The organism is Pseudomonas sp. G11 (genome assembly GCF_029457515.1).
Taxonomy (GTDB): Bacteria; Pseudomonadota; Gammaproteobacteria; order Pseudomonadales; family Pseudomonadaceae; genus Aquipseudomonas; species Aquipseudomonas gorinensis.
In genome coordinates this window covers 7,461,922-7,485,006 of sequence record NZ_CP120377.1, presented here as the reverse complement: position 1 = coordinate 7,485,006, position 23,085 = coordinate 7,461,922, and the positions used below count along the sequence as shown (strand labels likewise).

General features: G+C 60.9%; 21 protein-coding genes and 1 pseudogene. 14 read left to right on the top strand and 8 right to left on the bottom strand.

What is annotated here, in order from left to right:
• Positions 1-268 precede the first annotated feature (268 nt).
• Together P2T68_RS34540 and P2T68_RS34535 are read right to left on the bottom strand one after the other, a co-directional pair.
• Positions 269-2,623 carry a penicillin acylase family protein gene (locus tag P2T68_RS34540; protein WP_277378873.1) on the bottom strand — a complete coding sequence of 785 codons (2,355 nt, stop codon included), beginning with the start codon at positions 2,621-2,623 and terminating at the stop codon, positions 269-271.
• 30 nt (positions 2,624-2,653) lie between these two features.
• Positions 2,654-3,229: a DUF6436 domain-containing protein gene (locus P2T68_RS34535; protein WP_102625495.1), complete on the bottom strand. Its 576-nt coding sequence runs from the start codon at positions 3,227-3,229 to the stop codon at positions 2,654-2,656.
• 111 nt (positions 3,230-3,340) lie between these two features.
• Between P2T68_RS34535 and P2T68_RS34530 the strand changes: the two genes are divergently transcribed.
• On the top strand, positions 3,341-4,282 hold the full coding sequence (locus tag P2T68_RS34530; RefSeq protein WP_024077966.1) for an alpha/beta hydrolase: 942 nt from the start codon (positions 3,341-3,343) through the stop codon (positions 4,280-4,282).
• 104 nt (positions 4,283-4,386) lie between these two features.
• Here P2T68_RS34530 and P2T68_RS34525 read toward each other — a convergent pair whose 3' ends face one another.
• Positions 4,387-5,139: a DUF2059 domain-containing protein gene (locus P2T68_RS34525; protein ID WP_024077965.1), complete on the bottom strand. Its 753-nt coding sequence runs from the start codon at positions 5,137-5,139 to the stop codon at positions 4,387-4,389.
• Between the two features lie 131 nt (positions 5,140-5,270).
• On the opposite strand from P2T68_RS34525, the gene P2T68_RS34520 reads away from it, so the two are divergent.
• Together P2T68_RS34520 and P2T68_RS34515 are read left to right on the top strand one after the other, a co-directional pair.
• Positions 5,271-5,903, top strand: a complete 633-nt coding sequence (locus P2T68_RS34520; RefSeq protein ID WP_024077964.1) for a 2OG-Fe(II) oxygenase — start codon at positions 5,271-5,273, stop codon at positions 5,901-5,903.
• 2 nt (positions 5,904-5,905) lie between these two features.
• Positions 5,906-6,388, top strand: coding sequence for a DUF523 domain-containing protein (locus P2T68_RS34515; protein WP_024077963.1), 483 nt, complete (start codon positions 5,906-5,908; stop codon positions 6,386-6,388).
• Here P2T68_RS34515 and P2T68_RS34510 read toward each other — a convergent pair.
• Complete coding sequence (locus P2T68_RS34510) at positions 6,339-6,866, bottom strand: transporter substrate-binding domain-containing protein (RefSeq protein WP_024077962.1); 528 nt, start codon at positions 6,864-6,866, stop codon at positions 6,339-6,341. The two genes, P2T68_RS34515 and P2T68_RS34510, sit on opposite strands and share 50 nt — an antisense overlap.
• A gap of 134 nt (positions 6,867-7,000) precedes the next feature.
• Between P2T68_RS34510 and P2T68_RS34505 the strand changes: the two genes are divergently transcribed.
• Positions 7,001-7,441, top strand: a complete 441-nt coding sequence (locus P2T68_RS34505; RefSeq protein ID WP_024077961.1) for a DUF4399 domain-containing protein — start codon at positions 7,001-7,003, stop codon at positions 7,439-7,441.
• Positions 7,442-7,505: 64 nt separating this feature from the next.
• Here the strand turns inward: P2T68_RS34505 and serA are convergent, their stop codons facing one another.
• Positions 7,506-8,735 (bottom strand): phosphoglycerate dehydrogenase, encoded by a 1,230-nt coding sequence (gene serA, locus P2T68_RS34500; RefSeq protein ID WP_024077960.1) that lies wholly within the window; start codon positions 8,733-8,735, stop codon positions 7,506-7,508.
• Positions 8,736-8,940: 205 nt separating this feature from the next.
• Here serA and P2T68_RS34495 point away from each other — a divergent pair, with 205 nt between their 5' ends.
• From P2T68_RS34495 to P2T68_RS34480, 4 genes are all read left to right on the top strand, one after another.
• Entirely contained in the window at positions 8,941-10,335 is a 1,395-nt protein-coding gene (locus tag P2T68_RS34495) for an FAD-binding oxidoreductase (RefSeq protein ID WP_024077959.1), read from the top strand.
• 22 nt (positions 10,336-10,357) lie between these two features.
• Positions 10,358-11,023 carry a fumarylacetoacetate hydrolase family protein gene (locus P2T68_RS34490; RefSeq protein ID WP_277378872.1) on the top strand — a complete coding sequence of 222 codons (666 nt, stop codon included), beginning with the start codon at positions 10,358-10,360 and terminating at the stop codon, positions 11,021-11,023.
• A 338-nt stretch (positions 11,024-11,361) separates the two neighbouring features.
• Complete coding sequence (locus P2T68_RS34485) at positions 11,362-12,288, top strand: SdiA-regulated domain-containing protein (RefSeq protein WP_024077957.1); 927 nt, start codon at positions 11,362-11,364, stop codon at positions 12,286-12,288.
• A gap of 120 nt (positions 12,289-12,408) precedes the next feature.
• Complete coding sequence (locus P2T68_RS34480) at positions 12,409-13,323, top strand: SdiA-regulated domain-containing protein (protein ID WP_024077956.1); 915 nt, start codon at positions 12,409-12,411, stop codon at positions 13,321-13,323.
• Between the two features lie 124 nt (positions 13,324-13,447).
• Here the strand turns inward: P2T68_RS34480 and rpiA are convergent, their stop codons facing one another.
• The gene (gene rpiA / locus P2T68_RS34475) at positions 13,448-14,119 is read right to left on the bottom strand and encodes a ribose-5-phosphate isomerase RpiA (protein ID WP_024077955.1); all 672 of its coding nucleotides are present in this window, start codon (positions 14,117-14,119) and stop codon (positions 13,448-13,450) included.
• Positions 14,120-14,254: 135 nt separating this feature from the next.
• Here rpiA and ilvA point away from each other — a divergent pair, with 135 nt between their 5' ends.
• The 3 genes and pseudogenes from ilvA (at position 14,255) to P2T68_RS34460 (ending at position 17,711) form a co-directional block, all read left to right on the top strand.
• Positions 14,255-15,769, top strand: coding sequence for a threonine ammonia-lyase, biosynthetic (gene ilvA / locus P2T68_RS34470; protein ID WP_024077954.1), 1,515 nt, complete (start codon positions 14,255-14,257; stop codon positions 15,767-15,769).
• Between the two features lie 40 nt (positions 15,770-15,809).
• Positions 15,810-16,223, top strand: coding sequence for a DUF2269 family protein (locus P2T68_RS34465; RefSeq protein ID WP_277378871.1), 414 nt, complete (start codon positions 15,810-15,812; stop codon positions 16,221-16,223).
• Between the two features lie 112 nt (positions 16,224-16,335).
• Positions 16,336-17,711 (top strand): annotated as a pseudogene (locus P2T68_RS34460) (IS3 family transposase).
• Between the two features lie 75 nt (positions 17,712-17,786).
• On the opposite strand, the gene P2T68_RS34455 reads toward P2T68_RS34460, so the two are convergent.
• Positions 17,787-18,443 carry an HAD family hydrolase gene (locus tag P2T68_RS34455; RefSeq protein ID WP_024077952.1) on the bottom strand — a complete coding sequence of 219 codons (657 nt, stop codon included), beginning with the start codon at positions 18,441-18,443 and terminating at the stop codon, positions 17,787-17,789.
• A 143-nt stretch (positions 18,444-18,586) separates the two neighbouring features.
• On the opposite strand from P2T68_RS34455, the gene P2T68_RS34450 reads away from it, so the two are divergent.
• Positions 18,587-19,066, top strand: coding sequence for an RNA pyrophosphohydrolase (locus P2T68_RS34450; protein WP_003176750.1), 480 nt, complete (start codon positions 18,587-18,589; stop codon positions 19,064-19,066).
• 22 nt (positions 19,067-19,088) lie between these two features.
• On the top strand, positions 19,089-21,368 hold the full coding sequence (gene ptsP, locus P2T68_RS34445) for a phosphoenolpyruvate--protein phosphotransferase (protein WP_024077951.1): 2,280 nt from the start codon (positions 19,089-19,091) through the stop codon (positions 21,366-21,368).
• A 65-nt stretch (positions 21,369-21,433) separates the two neighbouring features.
• Here the strand turns inward: ptsP and P2T68_RS34440 are convergent, their stop codons facing one another.
• Entirely contained in the window at positions 21,434-22,180 is a 747-nt protein-coding gene (locus P2T68_RS34440) for an NRDE family protein (protein ID WP_024077950.1), read from the bottom strand.
• 122 nt (positions 22,181-22,302) lie between these two features.
• Here P2T68_RS34440 and P2T68_RS34435 point away from each other — a divergent pair, with 122 nt between their 5' ends.
• On the top strand, positions 22,303-23,085 hold the full coding sequence (locus tag P2T68_RS34435) for a sulfite exporter TauE/SafE family protein (protein ID WP_069077231.1): 783 nt from the start codon (positions 22,303-22,305) through the stop codon (positions 23,083-23,085).

The following is a 23,085-nucleotide window of genomic DNA, read 5'->3' as shown; positions in this document are numbered from 1 at the left end:
GGAAGGGCTGTATTAAACGACGGCATTTTTTGTGGCGTACATCGCCTTCTGTAGGAGCGAGGGGGACGCCTAGTTCTTGCTCGCGAAGAACTCACAGGCGCCGCGTTGATTCAGGAAACACGCGTTATCGTTGACGTTTTTCGCGAGCAAGAACTAGGCGTCCCCCTCGCTCCTACAAAGGGCAAGCCCGCTTGCCACAGGGGGCCAGTTTGCTGGGCGACGGCGCTTTTAGCGGGACCTCCCACAGGTTTGATCGCGTTTCAGGCCGTTATCGAGCGGGCAATAGCTTCAGCGTACCGCGCGTATTGGCCGTGACTTCCTCATCACTGAAATGCGCCTGCTCGTAACCCCCTTCGATATAGGTTTCCGCTTGATCGCTGTAGTGCTTGTCGAACGGCACGCCGCTTTGCCCCACCGGGTTGATGGTCAGGGCGTGGGCCGGGTCAGCGAAGTCGATCAGGCGGCGGGTTGATGGGCCGTAGGTCACTGGCCATGGCGCCGGGCCGATGGCGGCCGACTGGTTGTTCGGCACTTCGTGGGTGCCGGGCGCCGGGAAGGGGCCGACGTTGACGATCAAGTCCAATGGCTTTTGCGAGCCCAGTGGATGGCTGTGGGTCAGGGTATGGGCCTTGCCCCACTGCCACTGAGCCGGGTCATCGCCGAAGGTGGTCTTGAGGTGCGCCAGGCTGTTGTCCCAGGCCAGTTTGACGAGGTCGGCGCGCTTGCCGTCCCACCAGGGTGAATCCGCCGATGCGGCCAGGCGTGGCAAGGCGGCGTCGATCACGCGGGTGCCGAGCAGGGTCTTGAACATGCCGTCGCCCAGTTTCGGGTGGAAGGTGGCATCGGCCAGGTTGAACAGGAACTGGTTGAACAGCGTGGCGCTGGTGGAGTCCAGCGGGTAGTCGCCTTTCCAGCTGGCAAGCTGTTCCACCAACTTCAATTGCGCCGGGTCCTTGACCACCTCGCGCAGCACCGGCAGCAGCGGCGCCAGCAGGCGCGGGCCGTAGGCGGTGGTGGTGCCCAGTTGCAAGGCCTGGCTGTTGTTCACATCCCACTTCACGCTCTTGTCGCTCAACTGCGCGTTCAACTGTTGGCCCCGGTCGGCCAGGTTGTAATAACCGGGGATCTCCATGCCCGTGGGCGATACCGGCTGGGCGTTGGCCGACACCACATAGCCACGCGCGGGGTTTTCTTCCTGGGGGTTGGCGCTGAAGGGGTAGAAACCCAGCTTGTCGGCCTGGGCGCTGCTACCGTCGAGGATAAACCCGGCGTTGACACCGGCCGGGCGGATCGGCAACTGTGCCGCCGCCCACCAGCCGATATCGCCCTTGGCATTGGCCCACACGATATTCAGCCCCGGCGCGGAAACCTTGGATGCAGCCGCGCGCGCCTTGGCCAGGGTGTCGGCGCGGTTGAGCTGGTAGAAACCTTCGAGGATCGGGTTCTCGGTGTCGAGGAACGCCCACCACATGGCAATCGGCGTCTTGCCGGCATTGTCGCCAAGCACGTCATTGATGATCGGGCCATGGGGCGACTGGCGCAGGGTGACCGTGACCGGTGCCTGGCCTTTCACCGCGATCTGTTGCTCGCTGCTGGTCATGTCGACCCACTGGTCGTGGTACCAGACCTGGTTGGAATTGTCCGGGTTGACCTTCTCGGCGATCAGGTCGAGGTCATCATTCTGGAACATGGTCAGGCTCCAGCCGAAGTCCAGGTTGTGCCCCAGGAACGCCACCGGTACCAGCGCGTTGTGATAGCCGTACAGTTCGAAGCCCGGCGCCGACAACTGCGCCTCGTACCACACCGACGGCACCGAGAAGCGGATATGCGGGTCACCGGCCAGCAACGGCTTGCCGCTTTTGGTGCGGTTGCCACTGATGGCCCAGGCGTTGCTGCCTTCGAACTGCGGCAAGCCGTTGTCGGCCAAGGCTTGTTCGCTCAGGGAGGCGATGGCGCCAAGGGTTTGCCAATCGCCGGCGGCCAGGTTGAGTGCGCCCTTGGGTTGCCAGTCGAGGTCGAACACTTTCAGGTAATCGCTGCCCAACTGGTCACGTACATAGGTCAGCAAGGGCTCTGTACGAAACGCGGCGGCAAAGCTGTAGGCCAGGTAGCCGGCGACGCTGATGGTGTCTTCGGCGGTGAACCGGCGCTTGGGAATGCCCAGCACGTCGAACTCCATCGGGCTGGCGTGGCTGTCCTGATACGCATTGATCCCGTCCAAATAGGCTTGCAGGGCCTTCCACGACGCAGACTCGCGGTCCATATGCTCCACATAGCTCAGGGCGCGCTCACGAATGCGCAGGCTGCGAAACAGCTTGTCGGTCTCCAGCAGCTTGGGCCCCAGCACCTCGGCCAGCTCGCCACGGGCCAGGCGCCGCATGATTTCCATCTGGAACAGCCGGTCCTGGGCCTGCACATAGCCCAGGGCGCGGTACAGGTCGGTCTCGTTCTCGGCGCGGATATGCGGCACGCCACGGTCGTCGTAGCGCACGGTGACCGAGCCTTGCAGGTGCGCCAGCTCAACCGTGCCCTGGCGGGTGGGCAGTTTGCTGTAGACGTACCCGCCGGCGCCGAGAGCGATCAGCACCACCAGAACCGCGAGAGCCTGCAAGACGCGCTTCATGAACATTCCTTAGCAAGAGATGGGAGTGGGCTACGAACCTGTTGGCCACGAACAATAGCAGCCCACCGCCAGGGTGTGAGTGGCATTCACTGCGCGTCCGTCTTCAAGAGCCTTGAGGATCGGCTCGATAAAGCTGTTGCTGGAATTGCACGTCAGCCCTTCGCTATAAGGCCCGAAATACGCAAGCTTGCCCGTGCGATCCCAGATCCCCACGGCGGGGACGGCGGGTATCTGGTCGGCACCGGGCAGGGCGGTGAGGATTTTCATCTGGCGCAGGTTATCGGGCAATTGGCCGTGGCTGCCGGTTTTTTGCAGGGCGTAGAATTCGACGCCCTGGGGCGCGTAGTGCTCGATCAGCTCGGCCAGGTGTTGCTGGTTGCCGACGTTGCACGGGCAGGCCGGGTCCCAGAAGTGCACCAGGCGGATGTTGCCGGGGCCGGCAAGGTCGGCGGGCAGGCGCAGGGCGTCGCCGGAAAAGACCGCCGTATGTTCGCTGAAGGCGCGCAGGTAGCGGCCTTGGAACCAATCATAGGCGGCCCATAGCACGCCGACGCAGAGGATCAGGAGCAGGCTGGCGAATAAGGCACTGCGGTAGGGCTGTCGCATTCAGATCTATCCTCGAAGGTCGCGTAGCTTGCCATGCTTGCCCTGACAGATGAATATCGCAGCTCGATATTCATCTGCGCAGTGCGTGAAGCCTCAAGTCTGGAACCTCCTATGCCCGTCACCTTTGACCCCGATCATCTGCGCGAAAGCTTGCGACCCCTGGTGGATGCGCAGCCGCTCAGCGCCGAGGCGCGGGTCTACCAGCGTTTCTACGGCCTGGACCTGGCCGCACGCAAAGTGCCGGCAGTGAGCCGGCTGGGACGTTTCGAGGTCGATGGGTTCCAGGTGGTGGCCCAGGTATGGTGGCCGCCCGCACCGGTGGCGACGATGTTCATGTTCCACGGCTTCTACGACCACATGGGGCTGTATCGCCACGTGGTGGACTGGGCGCTGGACCAGGGCTTTGTGGTGATCGCCTGCGATTTGCCAGGCCATGGCTTGTCCAGCGGCGCGCGTGCCAGCATCGATGATTTTGCGGTGTATCAGGACGTGGTGCAGGCACTGTTCGCTCAAGCCCAAGCGCTGCAATTACCGCAGCCCTGGCACTTGTTCGGGCAAAGCACCGGCGGCGCGGTGGTGGTCGACCACCTGCTCAGCCGCGGGGCCGACAGCCCGGCCCAAGGCAAGACCTTCCTGCTGTCTCCGCTGGTACGGCCGCGTGCGTGGGGGTGGTCGCAGGTCAGCTATTACCTGTTGCGCCCGTTCGTCAAAGGCATCGCCCGGCGTTTCAGCGAGAACACCAACGACCCGCAGTTCAAGCCGTTCCTGGAGGCCGACCCGCTTCAGCCGCGCCAGCTGCCAACCGCCTGGGTGGGGGCGCTGGCGCGCTGGATCAAACGCATCGAAGCCGCACCGCGCAGCCCACGGCGGCCGGTGATTGTGCAGGGAGAGGAAGACATGACCGTGGATTGGCAGCACAACTTGCAGGTACTGCGGGGCAAGTTCGACCAGCCCGAGGTGTTGATGCTGCCGCGTGGCCGGCATCACCTGGCCAATGAGATTCCGGAGATTCGTGAAGAGTACTTCCGGTATTTGACAGACCATTTGAAATAACGCAATCCAAATGTGGGAGGGGGCTTGCCCCCGATAGCGGTGCATCAGTCAGCTTATCTGTAGCTGACCCACTGCCATCGGGGGCAAGCCCCCTCCCACATTTTCTACTGCGTCAGGCTTGAAGTGCTTTGGCCGACCGCCAGCCCCGCACGAACCGCTGCCAGCGCCGCCCGGTAATACGCCTTACCCTCCGGCGACTCCGCAAACGTCGCGAATTCTTCCAACTCCGGGTCAGACAAATCTCGATAGACGTACAGCAGTGTGTTGTTCAGGTCATTGCCGATCTGTTGCATCAAGCGCTCGCGTTGCCCATCCAGCATGCCCTGGGCTTGGTCGCCGCCCAACAGGCCGGGAATCATCTGGCTCAAGCTGTCGGCCGCCACGCCGGCGATTGCCAGGCTGACTTCCGCACCGGCTTCACGGGCGGGCAGGGCTTGGGCCAAGTGGCCGATGATCAGGCTGCGGGTGGCGTCGGCTTCGACATGCGGCAGGCCCTGGGCATTTTTAGCCAACTGGTCGCGGCGGGTGGCGAGCAATTCGGCGGCGACGATCTTGCGGCCCAGCGGCGATTGGAAGAACGCCAGGGCCGGCTTGGGGTCCGCCAGGTGCTGGCGCAACTGCGCTTCGGCACGCTGGTCCATGGCCTGGGCGGCGAAGCGCCTGTTGCTGTTGTCCACCAGCGCCTGGTACACCGCCGGCGGCAGGCTGTTGCGGTAGCGTTGCTGGGCTGCACTGAGGGCATCATTGAAATGCGCACGTTGTTCGGCCCAGCCGGCGACCTTGTACAACTGGTCATGGCCGTCTGCCCAGGCGGGCAAAACGCAGAACATCAGCAAGGAAAAAAACAAACGACGCATATGGACTCCTGTCAGTCGGCCACTATTGTCCGTGTCGGGCGTAGGATTTGTCGAGAAGTCCTATCAGTCACCTGACTAAAGTGCATTCAGACGCTCGGCGGCTCTGTCGGATTCATAGGCGTATGGATACTATGCGCGCCATGCAAATACCCTTTGATCACCCGCTGCTGCAACGCATCGTCGACGACCTGGCCGAGAAAGGCTGGTCGCAGCAGAACGCCTTCCTGTCCCAGGCTCTGACCCTGGAACTGGCGGCTGAGTGCCGTAAACGTGCGGCCGAAGGTGAGCTGTCGCCGGCGGCGGTGGGGCGCGGGCCGGCCCAGGAAATTCGTGAGGGTATTCGCGGCGACCATATCCAGTGGCTGGAAGAGGGCGACGCGGCGGTCTGTGGCGACTATATGGCGTTGATGGACAGCCTGCGCCTGGCGATGAACCGCAACCTGTTCCTGGGCCTGGAGGATTTCGAAAGCCACTTCGCGATGTACCCGCCAGGGGCCTTCTACCTCAAGCACCTGGACCGGTTTCGCGATGATGATCGGCGCACGGTGTCGGCGGTGATCTACTTGAACGACGCCTGGCTGCCCGAGCATGGCGGCCAGTTGCGCATGTACCTCAAGGACGGCGTCGAATACGACGTGGTGCCCACCGGCGGTTGCCTGGTGGTGTTCCTGTCGGGCGAGGTACCCCACGAAGTGTTGCCTGCTACGCGTGAGCGCCTGTCCCTGACGGGCTGGTTTCGCCGGCGGGGCAATGAGCCGTTTTGAGCATGCAAAAGATTCTGGTCAGCCGCTGCCTGCTCGGGCACAAGGTGCGTTACGACGGTGGGGCCAGCGGGCCGTTTGACCAGTTGGCCGCATGGCAGGCCGAGGGGCGTGTGGTTGCGATCTGCCCGGAAGTGTCGGGTGGTTTGCCAACGCCACGACCTGCCGCCGAGATCCCAGGCGGGCAGGGTGTGGATGTGTGGGAGGGGCGCGCCCAGGTGCTGACGGCCGAGGGCGAAGATTTCAGCGCCGCCTTTCTCGACGGCGCCCGCCAGGCCTTGGCGCTGGTGCAACGCCACGCTATTCGCATCGCCGTGCTCAAGGCCAACAGCCCGTCGTGTGGCAACCTGCTCACTTATGACGGCACCTTTACCGGCGTGAAAGTGAAGGGCGAGGGCGTAACCGCGGCGCTGCTCAAACGCCACGGTGTGCAGGTGTTCAGTGAGCTGGAGTTGCCTGAGGCTGCGCAGGCACTGGCGCAGCTGTAGTCGGTGCTTCTGCGTCAAACCACTTCTGCGACAGCGCCTTTAACCGGCCATCCTCCTTCACCCGTTTCAGCGCGCCGTCCAGGCTCGTCTTGAACGCGGGGTTACCCTTTTGGAACGGGATCACCAAATCGGGCTTCTCGCGATAAACCTCACTGAAATCGAACTGATCCTCAAGGTCGGCAGTCTTAGCGATATGGTTAATGGCCACGTCGTACTTGCCGGTTGCCACCCCTGGCAGCAAGTCGGCGTCATCGGTGGTGATGAACGAGGAGCGTACGTCCATTTCCTTTGCCAGCAGTTCACCCAGTTCCACTTCAAAACCGGTGAGTTTGTCGCCGTCCTTGAAGTTGAACGGTGGCGTATTGGCTTCAAGGGCGATGCGCAGTTCGCCACGATCGAACACATCATCGACCAGTTCGGCGTGAGCCAGGGGGCTCAGAAGGGGAAGCAGCAGTAACAGGCCAGGCGAAAAGCGCATGGTCACTCCTAGAGAATTTTTATGTGCGAGGCGCCGTTCAGCATCGCTTTGCTATGGTGTTGAGTGCCTTGGACAGCAATTTGTCGCGAAGTTGTCATAACCCTACAGATTTCACAGAAAAACTGGAGAAGCGAATGAAAGCCCTTTTGTCCCGTGCCACGCTGGCCTCCCTGATGCTGGGTGCTTCGATGTTGGCGAGTGCTGCTGATGTTCCCCGTACACCCGCCCCCAAGGGCGCTGAGGTGTTTATTGTCTCGCCCAAGGATGGCGCGACCGTCGACAAGACCTTCACCGTCAAGTTTGGCGTGAAGGGGCTGGACCTGGAACCGATCGACAAGCAGGTGCCCGGTGCCGGTCACCATCACCTGCTGGTCGACCAGGACGTGACGGCGCTTAAAGCAGACGAGGCTATCCCGGCCACCGCCACCTCGATCCATTTCGGCAAGGCGCAAACCGAAACCGAACTGACACTGGCCCCAGGCAAGCACACCTTGCAACTGGTGGCAGGCGATAACGTGCACCACCAGTTCGAGCCCACTGTAGCCTCGAAAGTAATCACGGTTAACGTCAAGTAAGATTTGTTCAGATGCAAAAAAGGGAGTCCCGAGGGGCTCCCTTTTTCGTGGTGCGGTTGAAACCTTAGAACAGCACGCGGCTACGGATGGTGCCGTTGATGTGCTGCAGCTTCTCTTGCGCCAGGTCCGAGTACTCGGCGTCGACGTCGATCACCACGTAGCCAACCTTCTCGTTGGTCTGCAGGAACTGACCGGAGATGTTGATGCCGTTTTCCGCGAAGACCTTGTTGATCTCCATCATCACGCCAGGGATGTTCTGGTGGATGTGCAGCAGACGGTGCTTGCCAGGGTGAGCCGGCAGGGCCACTTCCGGGAAGTTGACGGACGAGACCGACGTACCGTTGTCGCTGTACTTGACCAGTTTCTCCGACACTTCCAGGCCAATGTTGGCCTGGGCTTCAGCGGTGGAACCGCCGATGTGCGGGGTCAGGATCACGTTGTCCAGGCCACGCAGCGGGCTTTCGAAGATGTCGTCGTTGGAGCGCGGCTCCACCGGGAACACATCGATGGCGGCGCCGATCAGGTGCTTGTCCTTGATCGCCTCGGCCAGGGCGTCCAGCTCGACCACGGTGCCGCGTGCGGCGTTGATCAGGATCCCGCCTTTCTTGATTGCGCGGATTTCCTTTTCGCCGATCATCCACTGGGTCTCAGCGGTTTCCGGCACGTGCAGGGTGACGATATCGGACATGCCCAGCAGCTCGGTCAGGCTCGACACTTGCGTGGCGTTGCCCAATGGCAGCTTGGTCAGGGTGTCGTAGAAGAACACCTGCATGCCGAGGCCTTCAGCCAGGACCGACAGCTGAGTACCGATCGAGCCGTAACCGACGATACCCAGCTTCTTGCCGCGGATTTCGAAGGAGTTGGCTGCGCTCTTGATCCAGCCGCCACGGTGGCAGGAGGCGTTCTTCTCAGGAATACCGCGCAACAGCAGGATCGCCTCGGCCAGCACCAGTTCCGCAACGGAGCGGGTGTTGGAGTACGGTGCGTTGAACACCGCGATGCCGCGCTCGCGCGCTGCGTTGAGGTCGACCTGGTTGGTGCCGATGCAGAAACAGCCGACCGCCACGAGTTTCTTGGCGTGATCGAAGATCTCTTCGGTCAGCTGGGTGCGGGAGCGAATGCCGATAAAGTGCGCGTCGGCGATCTTTTCCTTGAGCTGGGCTTCCGGCAGAGAACTGGTGATGTACTCAATGCTGGAGTACCCGGCGGCCTTCAGTACTTCGACGGCCGATGGGTGGACGCCTTCCAGAAGAAGGAACTTGATCTTGCTCTTATCGAGAGAAGTCTTGCTCATCTGCGTAAACCTGTATCCCGGAGAAAAATGGCAGGGAATCGGATCGCTTAAGCTGACCCGGACGGCAGGAAAGCCGTCACCGCAGAAACGCCTTTGGGCTCTGTCCTGCGGGGGCGGTATGCTAGCATACGCGCCCCGCTAAACACCTATTCCTGCGACGTGAAGCGTTCTCAGGATGACCATGAATTGTTCGAGAGTTCTGTCGATGACCCATCCTGCCCTGATTGATGAGCTAAAGACCCTGGTTGAGCCCGGCAAAGTGCTGACCGATGCAGACTCCCTGGAGGCTTACGGCAAGGATTGGACCAAGCACTTCGCTCCCGCCCCCACCGCCATCGTCTTCCCCAAGACCATCGAGCAGGTGCAGGCCATTGTCCGCTGGGCCAATGAGCACACAGTGGCGCTGGTGCCGTCCGGTGGCCGTACCGGTCTGTCGGCCGCCGCGGTCGCGGCCAATGGCGAAGTGGTCGTCTCGTTCGACTATATGAACCAGATCCTCGAGGTGAACCTCACCGACCGCACCGCCAAGTGCCAGCCGGGGGTGGTCACCAAGCAATTGCAGAACGTCGCCGAAGAAAACGGCTTGTACTACCCGGTGGATTTCGCGTCGTCCGGTTCGAGCCAGATTGGCGGCAATATCGGCACCAATGCCGGCGGGATCAAGGTGATTCGCTACGGCATGACCCGTAACTGGGTGGCCGGCATGAAAGTCGTCACCGGCAAGGGCGATGTGCTGGAGCTGAACCGCGACCTGATCAAGAACGCCACCGGCTACGACATGCGCCAGCTGTTCATCGGTGCTGAAGGCACCCTGGGCTTTGTGGTCGAAGCCACCATGCGCCTGGATCGGGCGCCGAAAAACCTCACCGCCATGGTGCTCGGTACCACCGACTTCGATTCGATCATGCCGGTGCTGCATGCCTTCCAAAGCAAGCTGGACCTGACCGCGTTCGAGTTTTTCTCCGACAAGGCCCTGGCCAAAGTCCTCGGTCGTGGCGATGTGCCTGCACCGTTCGAAACCGAATGCCCGTTCTATGCGCTGCTGGAATTTGAAGCCACCACCGAAGAAGTTGCCAACCATGCCCTGGAAACCTTCGAGCACTGCGTGGAGCAGGGTTGGGTGCTGGATGGCGTGATGAGCCAGAGCGAAACCCAACTGCACAACCTGTGGAAGCTGCGCGAGTACATCTCGGAGACCATTTCCCACTGGACGCCCTACAAGAACGATATCTCGGTGACTGTCTCCAAAGTGCCGGCGTTCTTGAAGGAAATTGACGCGATCGTCGGCGAACACTACCCGGACTTCGAAATCGTCTGGTTCGGCCATATCGGCGACGGCAACCTGCACTTGAACATCCTCAAGCCGGAAAACCTGAGCAAGGACGAGTTCTTCGCCAAGTGCGCCACCGTGAATAAATGGGTATTCGAAACCGTTCAGAAGTACAACGGCTCGATCTCCGCCGAGCACGGCGTGGGCATGACCAAGCGCGATTACCTGACCTACAGCCGCTCGCCGGTTGAAATCGAATACATGAAGGCCGTGAAGGCCGTGTTCGACCCGAAAGGGATCATGAACCCTGGCAAGATCTTCGCTGTTTAACCGCCCCTGAAGGAGTCGTTTCATGAGCTACCAGCACAAGTATGTCGACGGCACCAACATCCACTTTCCTGTGGGTAAAGTGGTGTGTATTGGGCGTAACTACGCCGAACATGCCAAGGAACTGGACAACCCGGTACCGACCGAGCCGTTGTTGTTCATCAAGCCGGGCAGTTGCGTGGTGCCGCTGGAAGGTGGTTTCAGCATTCCGACCGAACGCGGTTCGGTGCACTACGAAGCGGAAATCGCCGTGCTGATCGGCAAGCCCCTGTCGACCAAGCCCAGCCGTGAAGAAGTGCTGGACGCCATCTCCGGCTTCGCCCCGGCCCTGGACCTGACCCTGCGGGACAAGCAGGCTGAGCTCAAAGCCAAGGGCTTGCCGTGGGAAATCGCCAAGTCCTTCGACGGCGCGGCGGTGATTGCCCCGTTCGTGGTCGGCAGTACGTTCCCGGACCTGGCCGATATCGGCATTCGCCTGACCATCAACGGCGAAGTGAGCCAGGACGGCAATAGCGCGCAGATGCTCAACCCGATCGTCCCGATGATCCAGCACATGGCCGGCTGTTTCTCACTGCAAGCTGGCGATGTAATCCTCACCGGCACCCCGGCCGGCGTAGGCCCGCTGAATGTGGGTGATGAATTGGTGCTGGAACTGTCTGGCGTGAACCGCTTCGAAAGCAGCGTTCGCTGAGCGCCTGACGAAACGCGGTAAAAATGTGTGGGGTTGCGCTAACTCTCGCATCCTTGTGGCGAGCGGGCTTGTTGTGGCGAGCGGGCTTGCCCCGCGTTGGGCTGCGAAGCAGCCCCAAAACACAGCCCCGGAGCTGACTGACACACTGCAGCGCTCTTATTGGGGCTGCTGTGCAGCCCAACGCGGGGCAAGCCCGCTCACCACAACAAGCCCGCCCGCCACAAAATCCAATGTTTTGCATTTTTTTCACACGCTATCCGGATAATCCTCAGCCTCGAACACGCAGGCTCGTCGAGCCTGTGCTATCACCTAATGCTGACTTTCTGGATAAGCGCCCAATGGCTGTGCCCCTGCCTACCCTGACGCCCAAGCGACGTTCGCGTTTTGCCCTGCGCTGGTATTCCTGGCTGTTTCTGGTCGGGGCCATTGTGTATGGCATCGCCTGGGCCATGCATTGGGACAATCGGGGTGTGTTGTGGTTGGTGGAGCGTTTTGAATCGCCCGCCGAGCGCGAGGCCAGTGTCTGGCTACCGGACTATCGCGCCGTGATCGACGCCAAGTTGCTGCCCGGCATGGAGAAGGACGAGGCTTCCGACCTGGCCTATAACCCGCAGACCAAAACCCTGTTTTCGGTCATGGGCAAGAACCCGTTCCTGGTTGAGTTGACCCTGCAAGGCGATGTGCTGCGCAAGATGCCGCTCAACGGTTGGAATAACCCGGAAGGTGTGACTGTCATGGAAAACGGCCTGATGGCCGTGGTGGATGAGCGCCAGCACAGCCTGACCATCATCAAGGTCGACGCCGGTACGACAGCGTTGAACAAGGCGGACTTCTCCAGTTATGACCTGGGGCCGTCCAAAGACCAGAACAAAGCCTTTGAAGCCATCACCTGGGACAAGCGCAACCAGCAACTGGTGCTGGGTGAAGAACGACCGCCGGCGCTGTTCACCTGGAAAAGCGACGGTAGCCAGACCCTGGTCGGCGACAAGCAAAAGCTGGCCAGCACCGAGCTGGACATGCGCAACCTCTCGGCCCTGGCCGTCGACCCGCGTACCGGGCACTTGCTGGTGCTGTCGGCGGACTCCCACCTGTTGCTGGAACTGGACGAGAAGGGCAAGCAGGTCAGCTTCATGACCTTGCTCGGCGGCTTCAATGGCCTGAAAGACACCATCCCCCGCGCGGAAGGGGTGACCATGGACGAGAGTGGCAACCTGTACTTTGTCAGTGAGCCAAACCTGTTCTATCGCTTCGAGAAGCGGAAATAGCAGACCGATTACGTCGGATGCGTCTCTATGAGCGGCATTCGCCAGACAGTCCGGTGCGTTTAAGTTTAAATTCAGGCGACCTTGATATCTATTCGCCAGTTTTTCTTCGAGCCCGCCCCGATGCGCCGATTTGCCCGCCCCAAACCTGCATTGTTTATCCTGCTGTTGATTGCGCTGGTTTCCGTCGGCGTCTTTGCGCAACAGTTTCGTCTGTTCGAGCGCGCCTGGTTCAACTGGAAAGCGTGGCGCCAGCCTGCCGACGAGCGCTCCATCGGCCTGGCGGATTATCGGGTCGCCCTCGAAGCCCAGGTGATCGAGGGGCTCGACGACGATGTTTCAGCGCTCACCTACGACCCGGTGCGCAACAGCCTGTTTACTGTCACCAATAAAAACGCCGAACTGATCGAACTGTCCCTGCAGGGCAAGATCCTGCGACGCATTCCCCTGGTGGGGTTTGGCGATGCCGAAGCCGTGGAGTTCATCAGCGACAACATCTACGTCATCAGCGATGAGCGCCAGCAACGCCTGATCAAGGTGCATGTGGACGACGACACCCAATTCCTCGACGCGGCCGACGCGGAGCAGATGACCCTGGGCATGCATGTCGGCGGCAACAAGGGGTTCGAAGGGTTGGCCTATGACTCGGTTGGCAAGCGCCTGTTTGTCGCCAAGGAGCGCGACCCGATGCTGATCTACGAGGTCCACGGCTTTCCCCATTTCAAACCGGAAAAAACCTACTCAGTGCACGTGGTCAACAACCCCAGGCGCGATGCCGGGTTGTTTGTGCGCGACCTTTCAAGCTTGCAATACGATGAGCGCAGCGGTCATTTGCTGGCGCTGTCGGATGAGTCGTTCCTGGTGTTGGAGCTGGATATCGATGGGCGGCCATTAAGCAGTTTGTCGCTGCTCAAAGGGCGCCATGGCCTGGGCAAGCGCGTGCCGCAGGCCGAAGGGATCGCCATGGATGACGAGGGCACGTTGTACCTGGTCAGCGAGCCGAACCTGTTCTATGTGTTCAAGAAACCCAATCTCTGAGGCACCGCCGATCAAAAATGTGGGAGGGGGCTTGCCCCCGATAGCGATGTGTCAGTCGACATCTACTTGACTTAGACACCGCCATCGGGGGCAAGCCCCCTCCCACACTGGATTTGTGGTGTTCTCAGGCCTTGAGGGTTTTCACGCCTTCGGGCGTGCCCAGCAACAGCACATCAGCCGGACGCGCAGCGAACAGGCCGTTGGTGACCACGCCGACGATGGCGTTGATCTGAGTCTCAAGCTCCACCGGGTTGGTGATTTGCATGTTGAACACGTCGAGGATGATGTTGCCGTTGTCGGTCAACACGCCTTCGCGGTACACCGGGTCGCCGCCCAGTTTCACCAGTTCGCGGGCCACGTGGCTGCGGGCCATGGGGATCACTTCCACCGGCAGCGGGAACGCGCCGAGCACCGGCACCAGCTTGCTGGCGTCGGCGATGCAGATAAAGGTCTTGGCCACGGCCGCGACGATCTTCTCGCGGGTCAGGGCCGCGCCGCCGCCCTTGATCAGGTTCAGGTGCGCGTCGCTTTCATCGGCACCGTCGACATAGAACTCCAGGTCGCTCACGGTATTGAGCTCGTACACCGGAATGCCATGGCCCTTGAGGCGTGCGGCGGTGGCTTCGGAGCTGGCCACGGCGCCATCGAATGCGCCCTTGTGCTTGGCCAGCGCATCGATAAAGCAGTTGGCGGTGGAGCCGGTGCCGACACCGACGATGCTCTTGTCGTCGAGTTTAGGAAGGATTAAATCGACGGCGGCCTGGGCCACTGCCTGTTTGAGTTGATCCTGGGTCATGCGGGCTCCGGAACGGGCGGGGAGTAAAGAGGGCGCGAGTATAACCCAACAAAACCTCGGGATTCGTGTGGTCGTACGGCCAAAAGCCGGGTTAGACTCCTCGACCCTGCCCAACCCGCCCAGTGATGCTTTCCGATGCTTGAACAGTACGTCAAAAAGATCCTCACCTCGCGCGTTTACGACGTTGCCGTGGAAACTCCATTGCAGACCGCCCGCCAGCTCTCCGAGCGGCTGGGCAACAAGGTCTGGCTCAAGCGTGAAGACTTGCAGCCGGTGTTCTCATTCAAGATTCGCGGTGCGTATAACAAGCTGACCCAGTTGACGGACGAAGAGCGTGCGCGCGGCGTGGTCACCGCCTCGGCCGGCAACCATGCCCAGGGCCTGGCCCTGGCAGCCAAGGTGCTGGGGGTCAAGGCCACTATCGTAATGCCCAAGACCACCCCGGAGATCAAGGTCGAAGGCGTGCGCTCCCGTGGCGGCAAGGTGGTGCTGCACGGTGATTCCTTCCCGGAAGCCCTGGCCTACTCGCTGAAGCTGGTCGATGAAAAAGGCTACGTCTACATCCACCCCTATGACGATCCGCACACCATTGCCGGGCAGGGCACTGTGGCTATGGAGATCCTGCGCCAGCACCCAGGGCCGCTGGATGCGATCTTCGTTCCGGTGGGCGGCGGCGGGCTGATCGCGGGTATCGCGGCGTACGTGAAATACCTGCGCCCGGAAATCAAGATCATCGGCGTCGAGCCGGACGACTCCAACTGCCTGCAAGCCGCGATGGCGGCGGGCGAACGTGTGGTACTGCCGACCGTGGGCATTTTTGCCGATGGCGTGGCGGTGGCGCAGATCGGCCAGTACACCTTCGATATCTGCAAGGATTATGTGGATGAAGTGATCACCGTCAGCACCGATGAAATCTGTGCGGCGATCAAGGACATCTACGACGATACCCGTTCGATCACCGAGCCGGCCGGCGCGCTGGGCGTGGCCGGTATCAAGAAGTACGTCGAGACCCGTGGCATCACCGGGCAAACCCTGGTGGCCATCGACTCGGGGGCCAACGTCAACTTCGACCGCCTGCGCCATGTGGCCGAGCGCGCTGAGTTGGGTGAGGGGCGCGAAGCCATTATCGCCGTGACCATCCCGGAAAAACCGGGCAGCTTCAAAGCGTTCTGCGAGGCCGTGGGCAAGCGCCAGATCACCGAATTCAACTACCGCTACCACTCCGGCAGCGAGGCGCACATCTTTGTCGGCGTGCAGACCCACCCGGAAAACGACCCGCGCAGCGCGTTGATCGCCAGCCTCACCGGCAAGGGCTTTCCGGTGCTGGACCTGACCGAAAACGAGCTGGCCAAGTTGCACATCCGCCATATGGTTGGCGGGCATGCGGCCAAAGTCAGCGATGAAGTGGTGTTGCGCTTCGAGTTCCCGGAGCGCCCCGGCGCGCTGTTCAACTTCCTGAATAAGCTGGGCGGGCGCTGGAATATCTCGATGTTCCACTATCGCAACCATGGCGCGGCTGATGGCCGTGTGGTCGCCGGCTTGCAAGTGCCGGCGGACGAGCGCCACTTGGTGCCTGCAGCCCTTGAAGCCATCGGCTACCCGTACTGGGATGAAAGTGATAACCCGGCGTACCAACTGTTCCTCGGTTGAACGACTACGCTGATTGGGCGGCCTTTAAGGAATCGAAACCATGGAAACCCTGACCACCCTGAAAGTTATCCACATTGCGGCCACTGCGTTATTGCTGCTCAGCGGCCTGGGCCTGGCACTGCTGGCCTGGCGCAAACGCAGTGCCGGCCCGGTGGTTACCGTGCAACGCCCATGGGTGTTCGTGTGGCTGCTGATGGGGGTCTGCCTGCTCAGCATGCCGTTTACCGGCTGGTGGCTGGCGCACTTGATCGGCTGGCCGCTGGGGCAGACCTGGATCCTGGGTTCCAGCATCCTCTACACCGTCGCGGCGCTGGCCTGGTTCTGGCTGGTGGCGCGCCTCAATCGCCTGCGCAAGGGCGAGGGCGGCAGCCTGAATTTCACCCTGGTCCTGGCAGTGGTCAGCCTGGCGGGGTTTGTAGCGATTGCGGGGTTGATGGGCGCCAAGCCGGTTTAGGGTTTTAGACCGCGCCTACCTTATCGGGAGGCAAGCCCCTCCCACATGTTGATTTGTGAATGTGAAGTGCGCCCCAGAAGTTGGACACCCATCCAATTTCTGGGGCGTTTTCATGAGCAAGTACACCACGCAGTTCAAGCTATCTGCCATCACCGCTTTCCTTGAGCGAGGCCGAGGGTTTCGCCGGGTCGCCGCTCAATTTCAAATGGACCCCACCTTGCTTCGTCGTTGGGTCGAGGCTTATCGATTACACGGTGAGGCCAGCTTGAGCAGTACCGGCCAGCGTTACAGTGCCTTGTTCAAGTTCTCTGTTCTGCGGCGCATGTGGGATGACTCCCTTTCCTTGCGCCGCGCAGCGGCGCTTTTCAACTTGGGGGATTCCACTCAGGTGGGCAGATGGCAACAGCAGTATTACAGTGGCGGTATTGAAGCCCTGGAGTCAGGGAAAAGAGGACTGAGCACCGCTATGCCTAAACCACCTGCTAAACCACGCAAAACCGCTGCCCCACTCACCAGCCCTGAGCCTGAGCACAAGACGTTACTTGATGAGCTCCAATACCTACGGATGGAGAACGCTTATCTAAAAAAGCTTGGGGAGTTAGGCGAGGCGGTGATGAGGCGGGAGAAAGAACAGAAGAAAAAGCCCGATTAGTCAGTGAGCTTAAGCAACACTTTCCCTTGCGTGACTTGCTCAAGCTAGTGAGCCTTGCGCGAAGTACGTACTACTACCAACTCAAGGCGATGGGCGTTGCGGACCGATTTTCCTCGATCAAAGCTTCTATCCAGACCATCCAAAACGAGCATAAGGGCCGCTTTGGTTACCGTCGGATGACGCTAGAACTACGTAAAGAAAGATCGCTGATCAACAGTAAAACGGTACGACGACTGATGGGGGAGCTGGGTCTGAAATGCACGGTGCGGCCTAAGAAATACAGGTCGTATAAAGGGCCGATGGGCGAAGTGTCGCCCAACACCTTGGCTCGTCAGTTCGAGGCTGAGCAACCGAATCAGAAATGGGTGACGGATGTCACCGAGTTCAAAGTGGCCGGCAAAAAGCTGTACTTGTCCCCAGTTTTGGACTTGTACAACGGAGAAATCGTGGCCTATCAGACGGCAATACGTCCCCAATATGCCTTGGTGGGCGAGATGCTGGAAAAAGCTATTGAAGGCTTACCTGAGGGCGGCAAGCCAATGCTGCATTCAGATCAAGGCTGGCACTATCGATATCCAAAGTACCGGGAGAGGCTAGAAAAAGCAGGGCTGGAGCAAAGCATGTCACGCAAAGGAAACTGCCATGACAACGCCACAATGGAGAGTTTCTTCGGCACGCTGAAGTCAGAGTTCTACTATCGGGAAAGCTTTGAAAGCGTGGAGCAGTTGCAAGCGGGGCTGGATGAGTACATCCATTACTACAACCATAAGCGAATCAAAGTGAAGCTTGGCGGACTGAGCCCTGTAGCGTACAGGACCCGGTCCGCTGTAGCCTAACCAACAGCTGTCCAGCTTTTGGGGCGCACTTCAATGTGCTCGAGTGTGGGAGGGGGCTTGCCCCCGATAGGGCCATCAGCTACGCAGCGTAATCACCGGCCAACCACGCTTCTCGGCTTCAGCGCGCAGATTCGGGTCCGGATCCACCGCCACCGGGTGGGTCACCTGTTCCAGCAGCGGCAGGTCATTCATCGAATCGCTGTAAAAATAGCTGCCTTCCAGGCTATGCCCGGTCTCTTCCAGCCAACGATTCAAGCGTGTCACCTTGCCTTCACGGAAGCACGGCACATCGGTGCTGCGCCCGGTGTAGCGGCCGTCTTCCATCTCGCATTCGGTGGCGATCAGGGCGTCTACGCCCAGGCGTGCGGCAATTGGCGCGGTGACGAACCGGTTGGTGGCGGTGATGATCACCAACTTGTCCCCGGCATCGCGGTGTTTGGCCAGCAGTTCCAACGCCTGCGGCAACATGATCGGCTCGATGCAGTCGCGCATATAGTCGTTGTGCCACTCGTCCAGCTGGGCCATCTCGGTGCGGCCGAGGATTTCCAGGCAAAAGTTCAGGTAGGCCGCGTTATCCAGTTGGCCGGCCAGGTAGTCCTGGTAGAACTCATCGTTGCGAGCCTTGTAGGCCACCGGGTCGAGAATCCCGCGTTCGCAGAGGTAATCGCCCCAGGCGTGATCGCTGTCACCCCCCAGGAGCGTGTTGTCCAAGTCGAATAAAGCCAGGCGCATTGCAGTTACTCGCTGAAAAGTCTGTAAAAAGGCGTCCAGAATACGGTCTTTTCACAAGAGTGCACATAAGGTAAGAAGCCTCGTTGCCGCTGGATCAACCTTTGTGGAACAATGCGGCGACATGCGTTTGCGAGGTTGTTGCCGTGATCGACCCCGATGGTTTCCGTCCTAATGTCGGGATTATTCTTACGAATGATGCCGGACAGGTGCTATGGGCTCGCCGAATCAACCAAGATGCCTGGCAGTTTCCTCAAGGTGGAATCAACCCCGACGAAACCCCTGAAGACGCCTTGTACCGTGAGTTGAACGAAGAAGTCGGCCTTGAGCGTGAAGATGTGCAAATTCTGGCCTGTACCCGCGGCTGGTTGCGCTATCGTTTGCCGCAACGTCTGGTGCGTACCCACAGCCAACCGCTGTGCATCGGCCAGAAGCAGAAATGGTTTCTCCTGCGCCTGATCTCCAACGAGCAGCGGGTGCGGATGGATTTGACCGGTAAACCGGAGTTCGATGGCTGGCGCTGGGTCAGCTATTGGTACCCGTTGGGCCAGGTGGTGACATTCAAGCGCGAGGTTTATCGTCGCGCTCTCAAAGAGCTTGCCCCGCGCCTTTTAGCGCGCGACTGACGACGGAGTTCGACCCCGAGCCATGCTCAATACGCTGCGCAAGATCGTCCAGGAAGTTAACTCCGCCAAGGATCTCAAGGCGGCGTTGGGGATTATTGTGTTGCGCGTCAAGGAAGCCATGGGCAGCCAGGTCTGCTCGGTTTACCTGCTGGACCCAGAGACCAACCGTTTTGTGCTGATGGCCACCGAGGGCTTGAACAAGCGCTCCATTGGCAAGGTCAGCATGGCACCCAATGAGGGTCTGGTGGGCCTGGTGGGGACGCGTGAAGAACCCCTGAACCTTGAACACGCCGCTGATCACCCGCGGTATCGCTACTTCGCCGAGACCGGTGAAGAGCGCTACGCCTCGTTCCTCGGCGCACCGATTATCCACCACCGCCGCGTCGTTGGCGTGTTGGTCATCCAGCAGAAAGAACGCCGCCAGTTCGACGAAGGTGAAGAAGCCTTCCTCGTGACCATGAGCGCGCAACTGGCCGGGGTTATCGCCCACGCCGAAGCCACGGGCTCGATTCGCGGCCTGGGGCGCCAGGGCAAGGGCATCCAGGAAGCCAAGTTCGTCGGCGTGCCGGGTTCGCCGGGCGCTGCGGTGGGTACGGCGGTGGTCATGCTGCCACCGGCCGACCTCGATGTGGTGCCGGACAAGACCGTCATCGACATCGACGCCGAGATCAAGCTGTTCAAGACCGCCCTCGAAGGCGTGCGCGCCGACATGCGCAACCTGTCGAACAAGCTGGCCACCCAGCTGCGCCCCGAAGAGCGCGCGCTGTTCGACGTGTACCAGATGATGCTCGACGACGCGTCCCTGGGTAACGAAGTCAAGACCGTGATCAAGACCGGCCAGTGGGCCCAGGGCGCGTTGCGCCAGGTGGTCACCGATCACGTCAACCGCTTTGAAATGATGGATGACGCCTACCTGCGTGAACGCGCTTCGGATGTGCGCGACCTGGGTCGCCGTCTGCTGGCTTATCTGCAGGAAGATCGCACCACCAACATGGTCTTCCCCGATAACACCATCCTGGTCAGTGAAGAACTGACGGCCACTCAGCTTGGCGAAGTGCCAGAAGGCAAGCTGGTGGGCCTGGTTTCGGTATTGGGTTCGGGCAACTCCCACGTCGCGATCCTGGCTCGCGCCATGGGCATTCCGACCGTGATGGGCCTGGTGGACTTGCCTTATTCCAAGGTCGACGGCATCGACATGATCGTCGATGGCCATCGTGGCGAGGTCTACACCAACCCCAGCGACGTGCTGCGCAAGCAATTCGCCGAGGTGGTGGAAGAAGAGAAACAACTGGCGCAAGGCCTCGATTCGTTGCGCGAGCTGCCCTGCGTCACCCTCGACGGCCACCGCGTGCCGCTGCTGGTCAACACCGGCCTGCTCGCCGATGTCGCGCGCGCGCAACAGCGCGGGGCCGAAGGGGTGGGGCTGTACCGCACCGAAGTGCCGTTCATGATCAACCAGCGTTTCCCGAGTGAGAAGGAGCAGCTGGCGATTTATCGCGAGCAATTGCAGGCCTTCCACCCGTTACCGGTGACCATGCGCAGCCTGGACATCGGCGGCGACAAGTCACTGTCTTATTTCCCGATCAAGGAAGACAACCCCTTCCTCGGCTGGCGCGGTATTCGCGTCACCCTCGACCATCCCGAGATTTTCCTCGTACAAACCCGCGCCATGCTCAAGGCCAGCGAAGGCTTGAATAACCTGCGCATCCTGCTGCCGATGATCTCCGGCACCCATGAGCTGGAAGAGGCCCTGCACCTGATTCACCGTGCCTGGGGCGAAGTGCGCGACGAAGGTGCCGACGTACCGATGCCGCCGATTGGCGTGATGATCGAAATCCCGGCGGCGGTCTACCAGGCCAAGGAGCTGGCGCGGCAGGTGGACTTCCTCTCGGTCGGTTCCAACGACTTGACCCAGTACCTGCTGGCCGTGGACCGCAACAACCCACGGGTGGCCGACCTCTACGACTACCTGCACCCGGCCGTCCTGCAAGCCCTGCAACACGTAGTGCGCGACGCCCATGCCGAAGGCAAGCCGGTGAGCATCTGCGGTGAAATGGCCGGCGACCCGGCCGCAGCGGTGCTGTTGATGGCGATGGGCTTTGACAGCCTGTCGATGAACGCCACCAACTTGCCGAAAGTGAAGTGGATGCTGCGCCAGATCAACCTGAGCCGGGCCAAGGACTTGCTGGCGGAGTTGATGACCATCGACAACCCGCAAGTGATCCACAGCTCGCTGCAATTGGCGCTGAAGAACCTGGGGCTGACGCGGATGATCAATCCGGCTTCCGCCAAGACCCTCTAAAGCCTGGTGCCGATGAGAAAGGTGGGAGGGGGCTTGCTCCCTCCCACATTGGTTTTGTGGTGTGCCTAGAGCGTGAGTTCGACTTCGCCGAGTCGGCCACCATGGGGGCCGAAACTACGCTCCACCATCCGCCGCGTGCCATCGGCATTTACAATCAGCGCCGTACTCGCCCGTGTCCCATAACTTGGGCTGGCGATAAACACGCTCGATAACAGGCTTTCAGTCGCCAACCCCACGCCGGTATCCGGCAACTCCGCAAATGGCGCTGTCAGCGGGTCGCTCAAGATCTGCAGCAACGCGTCCGGCTGCGGATCGTCCAGGACTTCGATCAACGCCGACTTGGCCTTGAGCAGCTTCGGCCAGGGCGTATCCAGCCCTGCATTGGATAGCCCGTACACGCCAGGCGCCAACAGGCTGGGCGCAGTGTCCCGGGCGTTGTAATGCCACAACTCATCCCGCGTGCCCACCAGCAGGTTAAACCCGGCATATTCAATCGATCGGCCGTTAACGTCGGCCAAGTAGTCATCAATGGGCAGTGAACCGCTGAGAAACCGCGCCACCAATTCACCGCGCGACTTGCGTGCGGGCGGTTGGTGCGGGTCGCGGATATTGGTCAGGGCGGCGAATCGCCCATCGGTATTGACCCCCAGCCAGGTGCCGCCCGCTTCCTGGTCGCGACCGGCGTACACATCGGGCGCATCCAGCCACTGGGCCAGCGGCAGGCTGGGGCGGGCGTAGAACTCATCACGGTTGGCCGCGACGATCAGCGGTTGGGCGTGGCCCGGCCGCCAGGCGAAAACAATCAGGCACATCAGGCGATTCCCCTTTGTGTTTTTTTGTCACTCTACCCACACCGGCAGCGGCGTTCCATCGTATCCAGTTGGGTCGCATGCCTTCCATCCGTTAACATGCCGGACTTGGTTGGGGGGCTCCCATGGAATTTCTGCTGTATTTGCTGCTGGGTGCCTGTGCGGGCGTGCTCGCCGGGCTGTTTGGCGTGGGGGGCGGGATCATTATCGTGCCGGTGCTGGTGTTCAGTTTCACCTTGCAGGGCTTTGACCCGCAGGTGCTGACCCACCTGGCTGTGGGCACTTCCCTGGCGACGATCATATTTACCTCGATCAATGCCGTGCGTGAGCATCACCGACGCGGCGCGGTGCGTTGGCCGATATTCGTGTGGATGACGGTCGGCATCTTGATCGGCGCAGGCTTCGGCGCGCTGACGGCCGAGGCGATCTCCGGCCCGCATTTGCAGAAGATCATTGGCGTGTTCGCATTGATCGTCGCCGTGCAGCTGGCCCTGGAGGTCAAGCCCAAGGCCAGCCGGACGGTACCCGGCAAGGTCGGTCTGACCCTGGCCGGTACGGTGATCGGCTGGGCCTCGGCGATTTTCGGCATCGGCGGCGGCTCGCTGACCGTACCGTTTTTGACCTGGCGCAGCGTGCCGATGCAGCAAGCGGTGGCCACCTCATCGGCCTGCGGCCTGCCGATCGCCGTGGCCAGCGCGTTAAGTTTCATGATTCTGGGCTGGCATGACCCGCTGTTGCCCGCTCATAGTCTAGGGTTCGTGTATTTGCCGGCACTGCTGGGCATTGCCTTGACCAGCATGGTGTTCGCCCGCTTCGGCGCACGCCTGGCGCACCGCTTGTCGCCGCGTCTGTTGAAGCGGCTGTTCGCCGGTCTGTTGTTTTGTGTCGGTTTGAATTTTTTGCTGTAA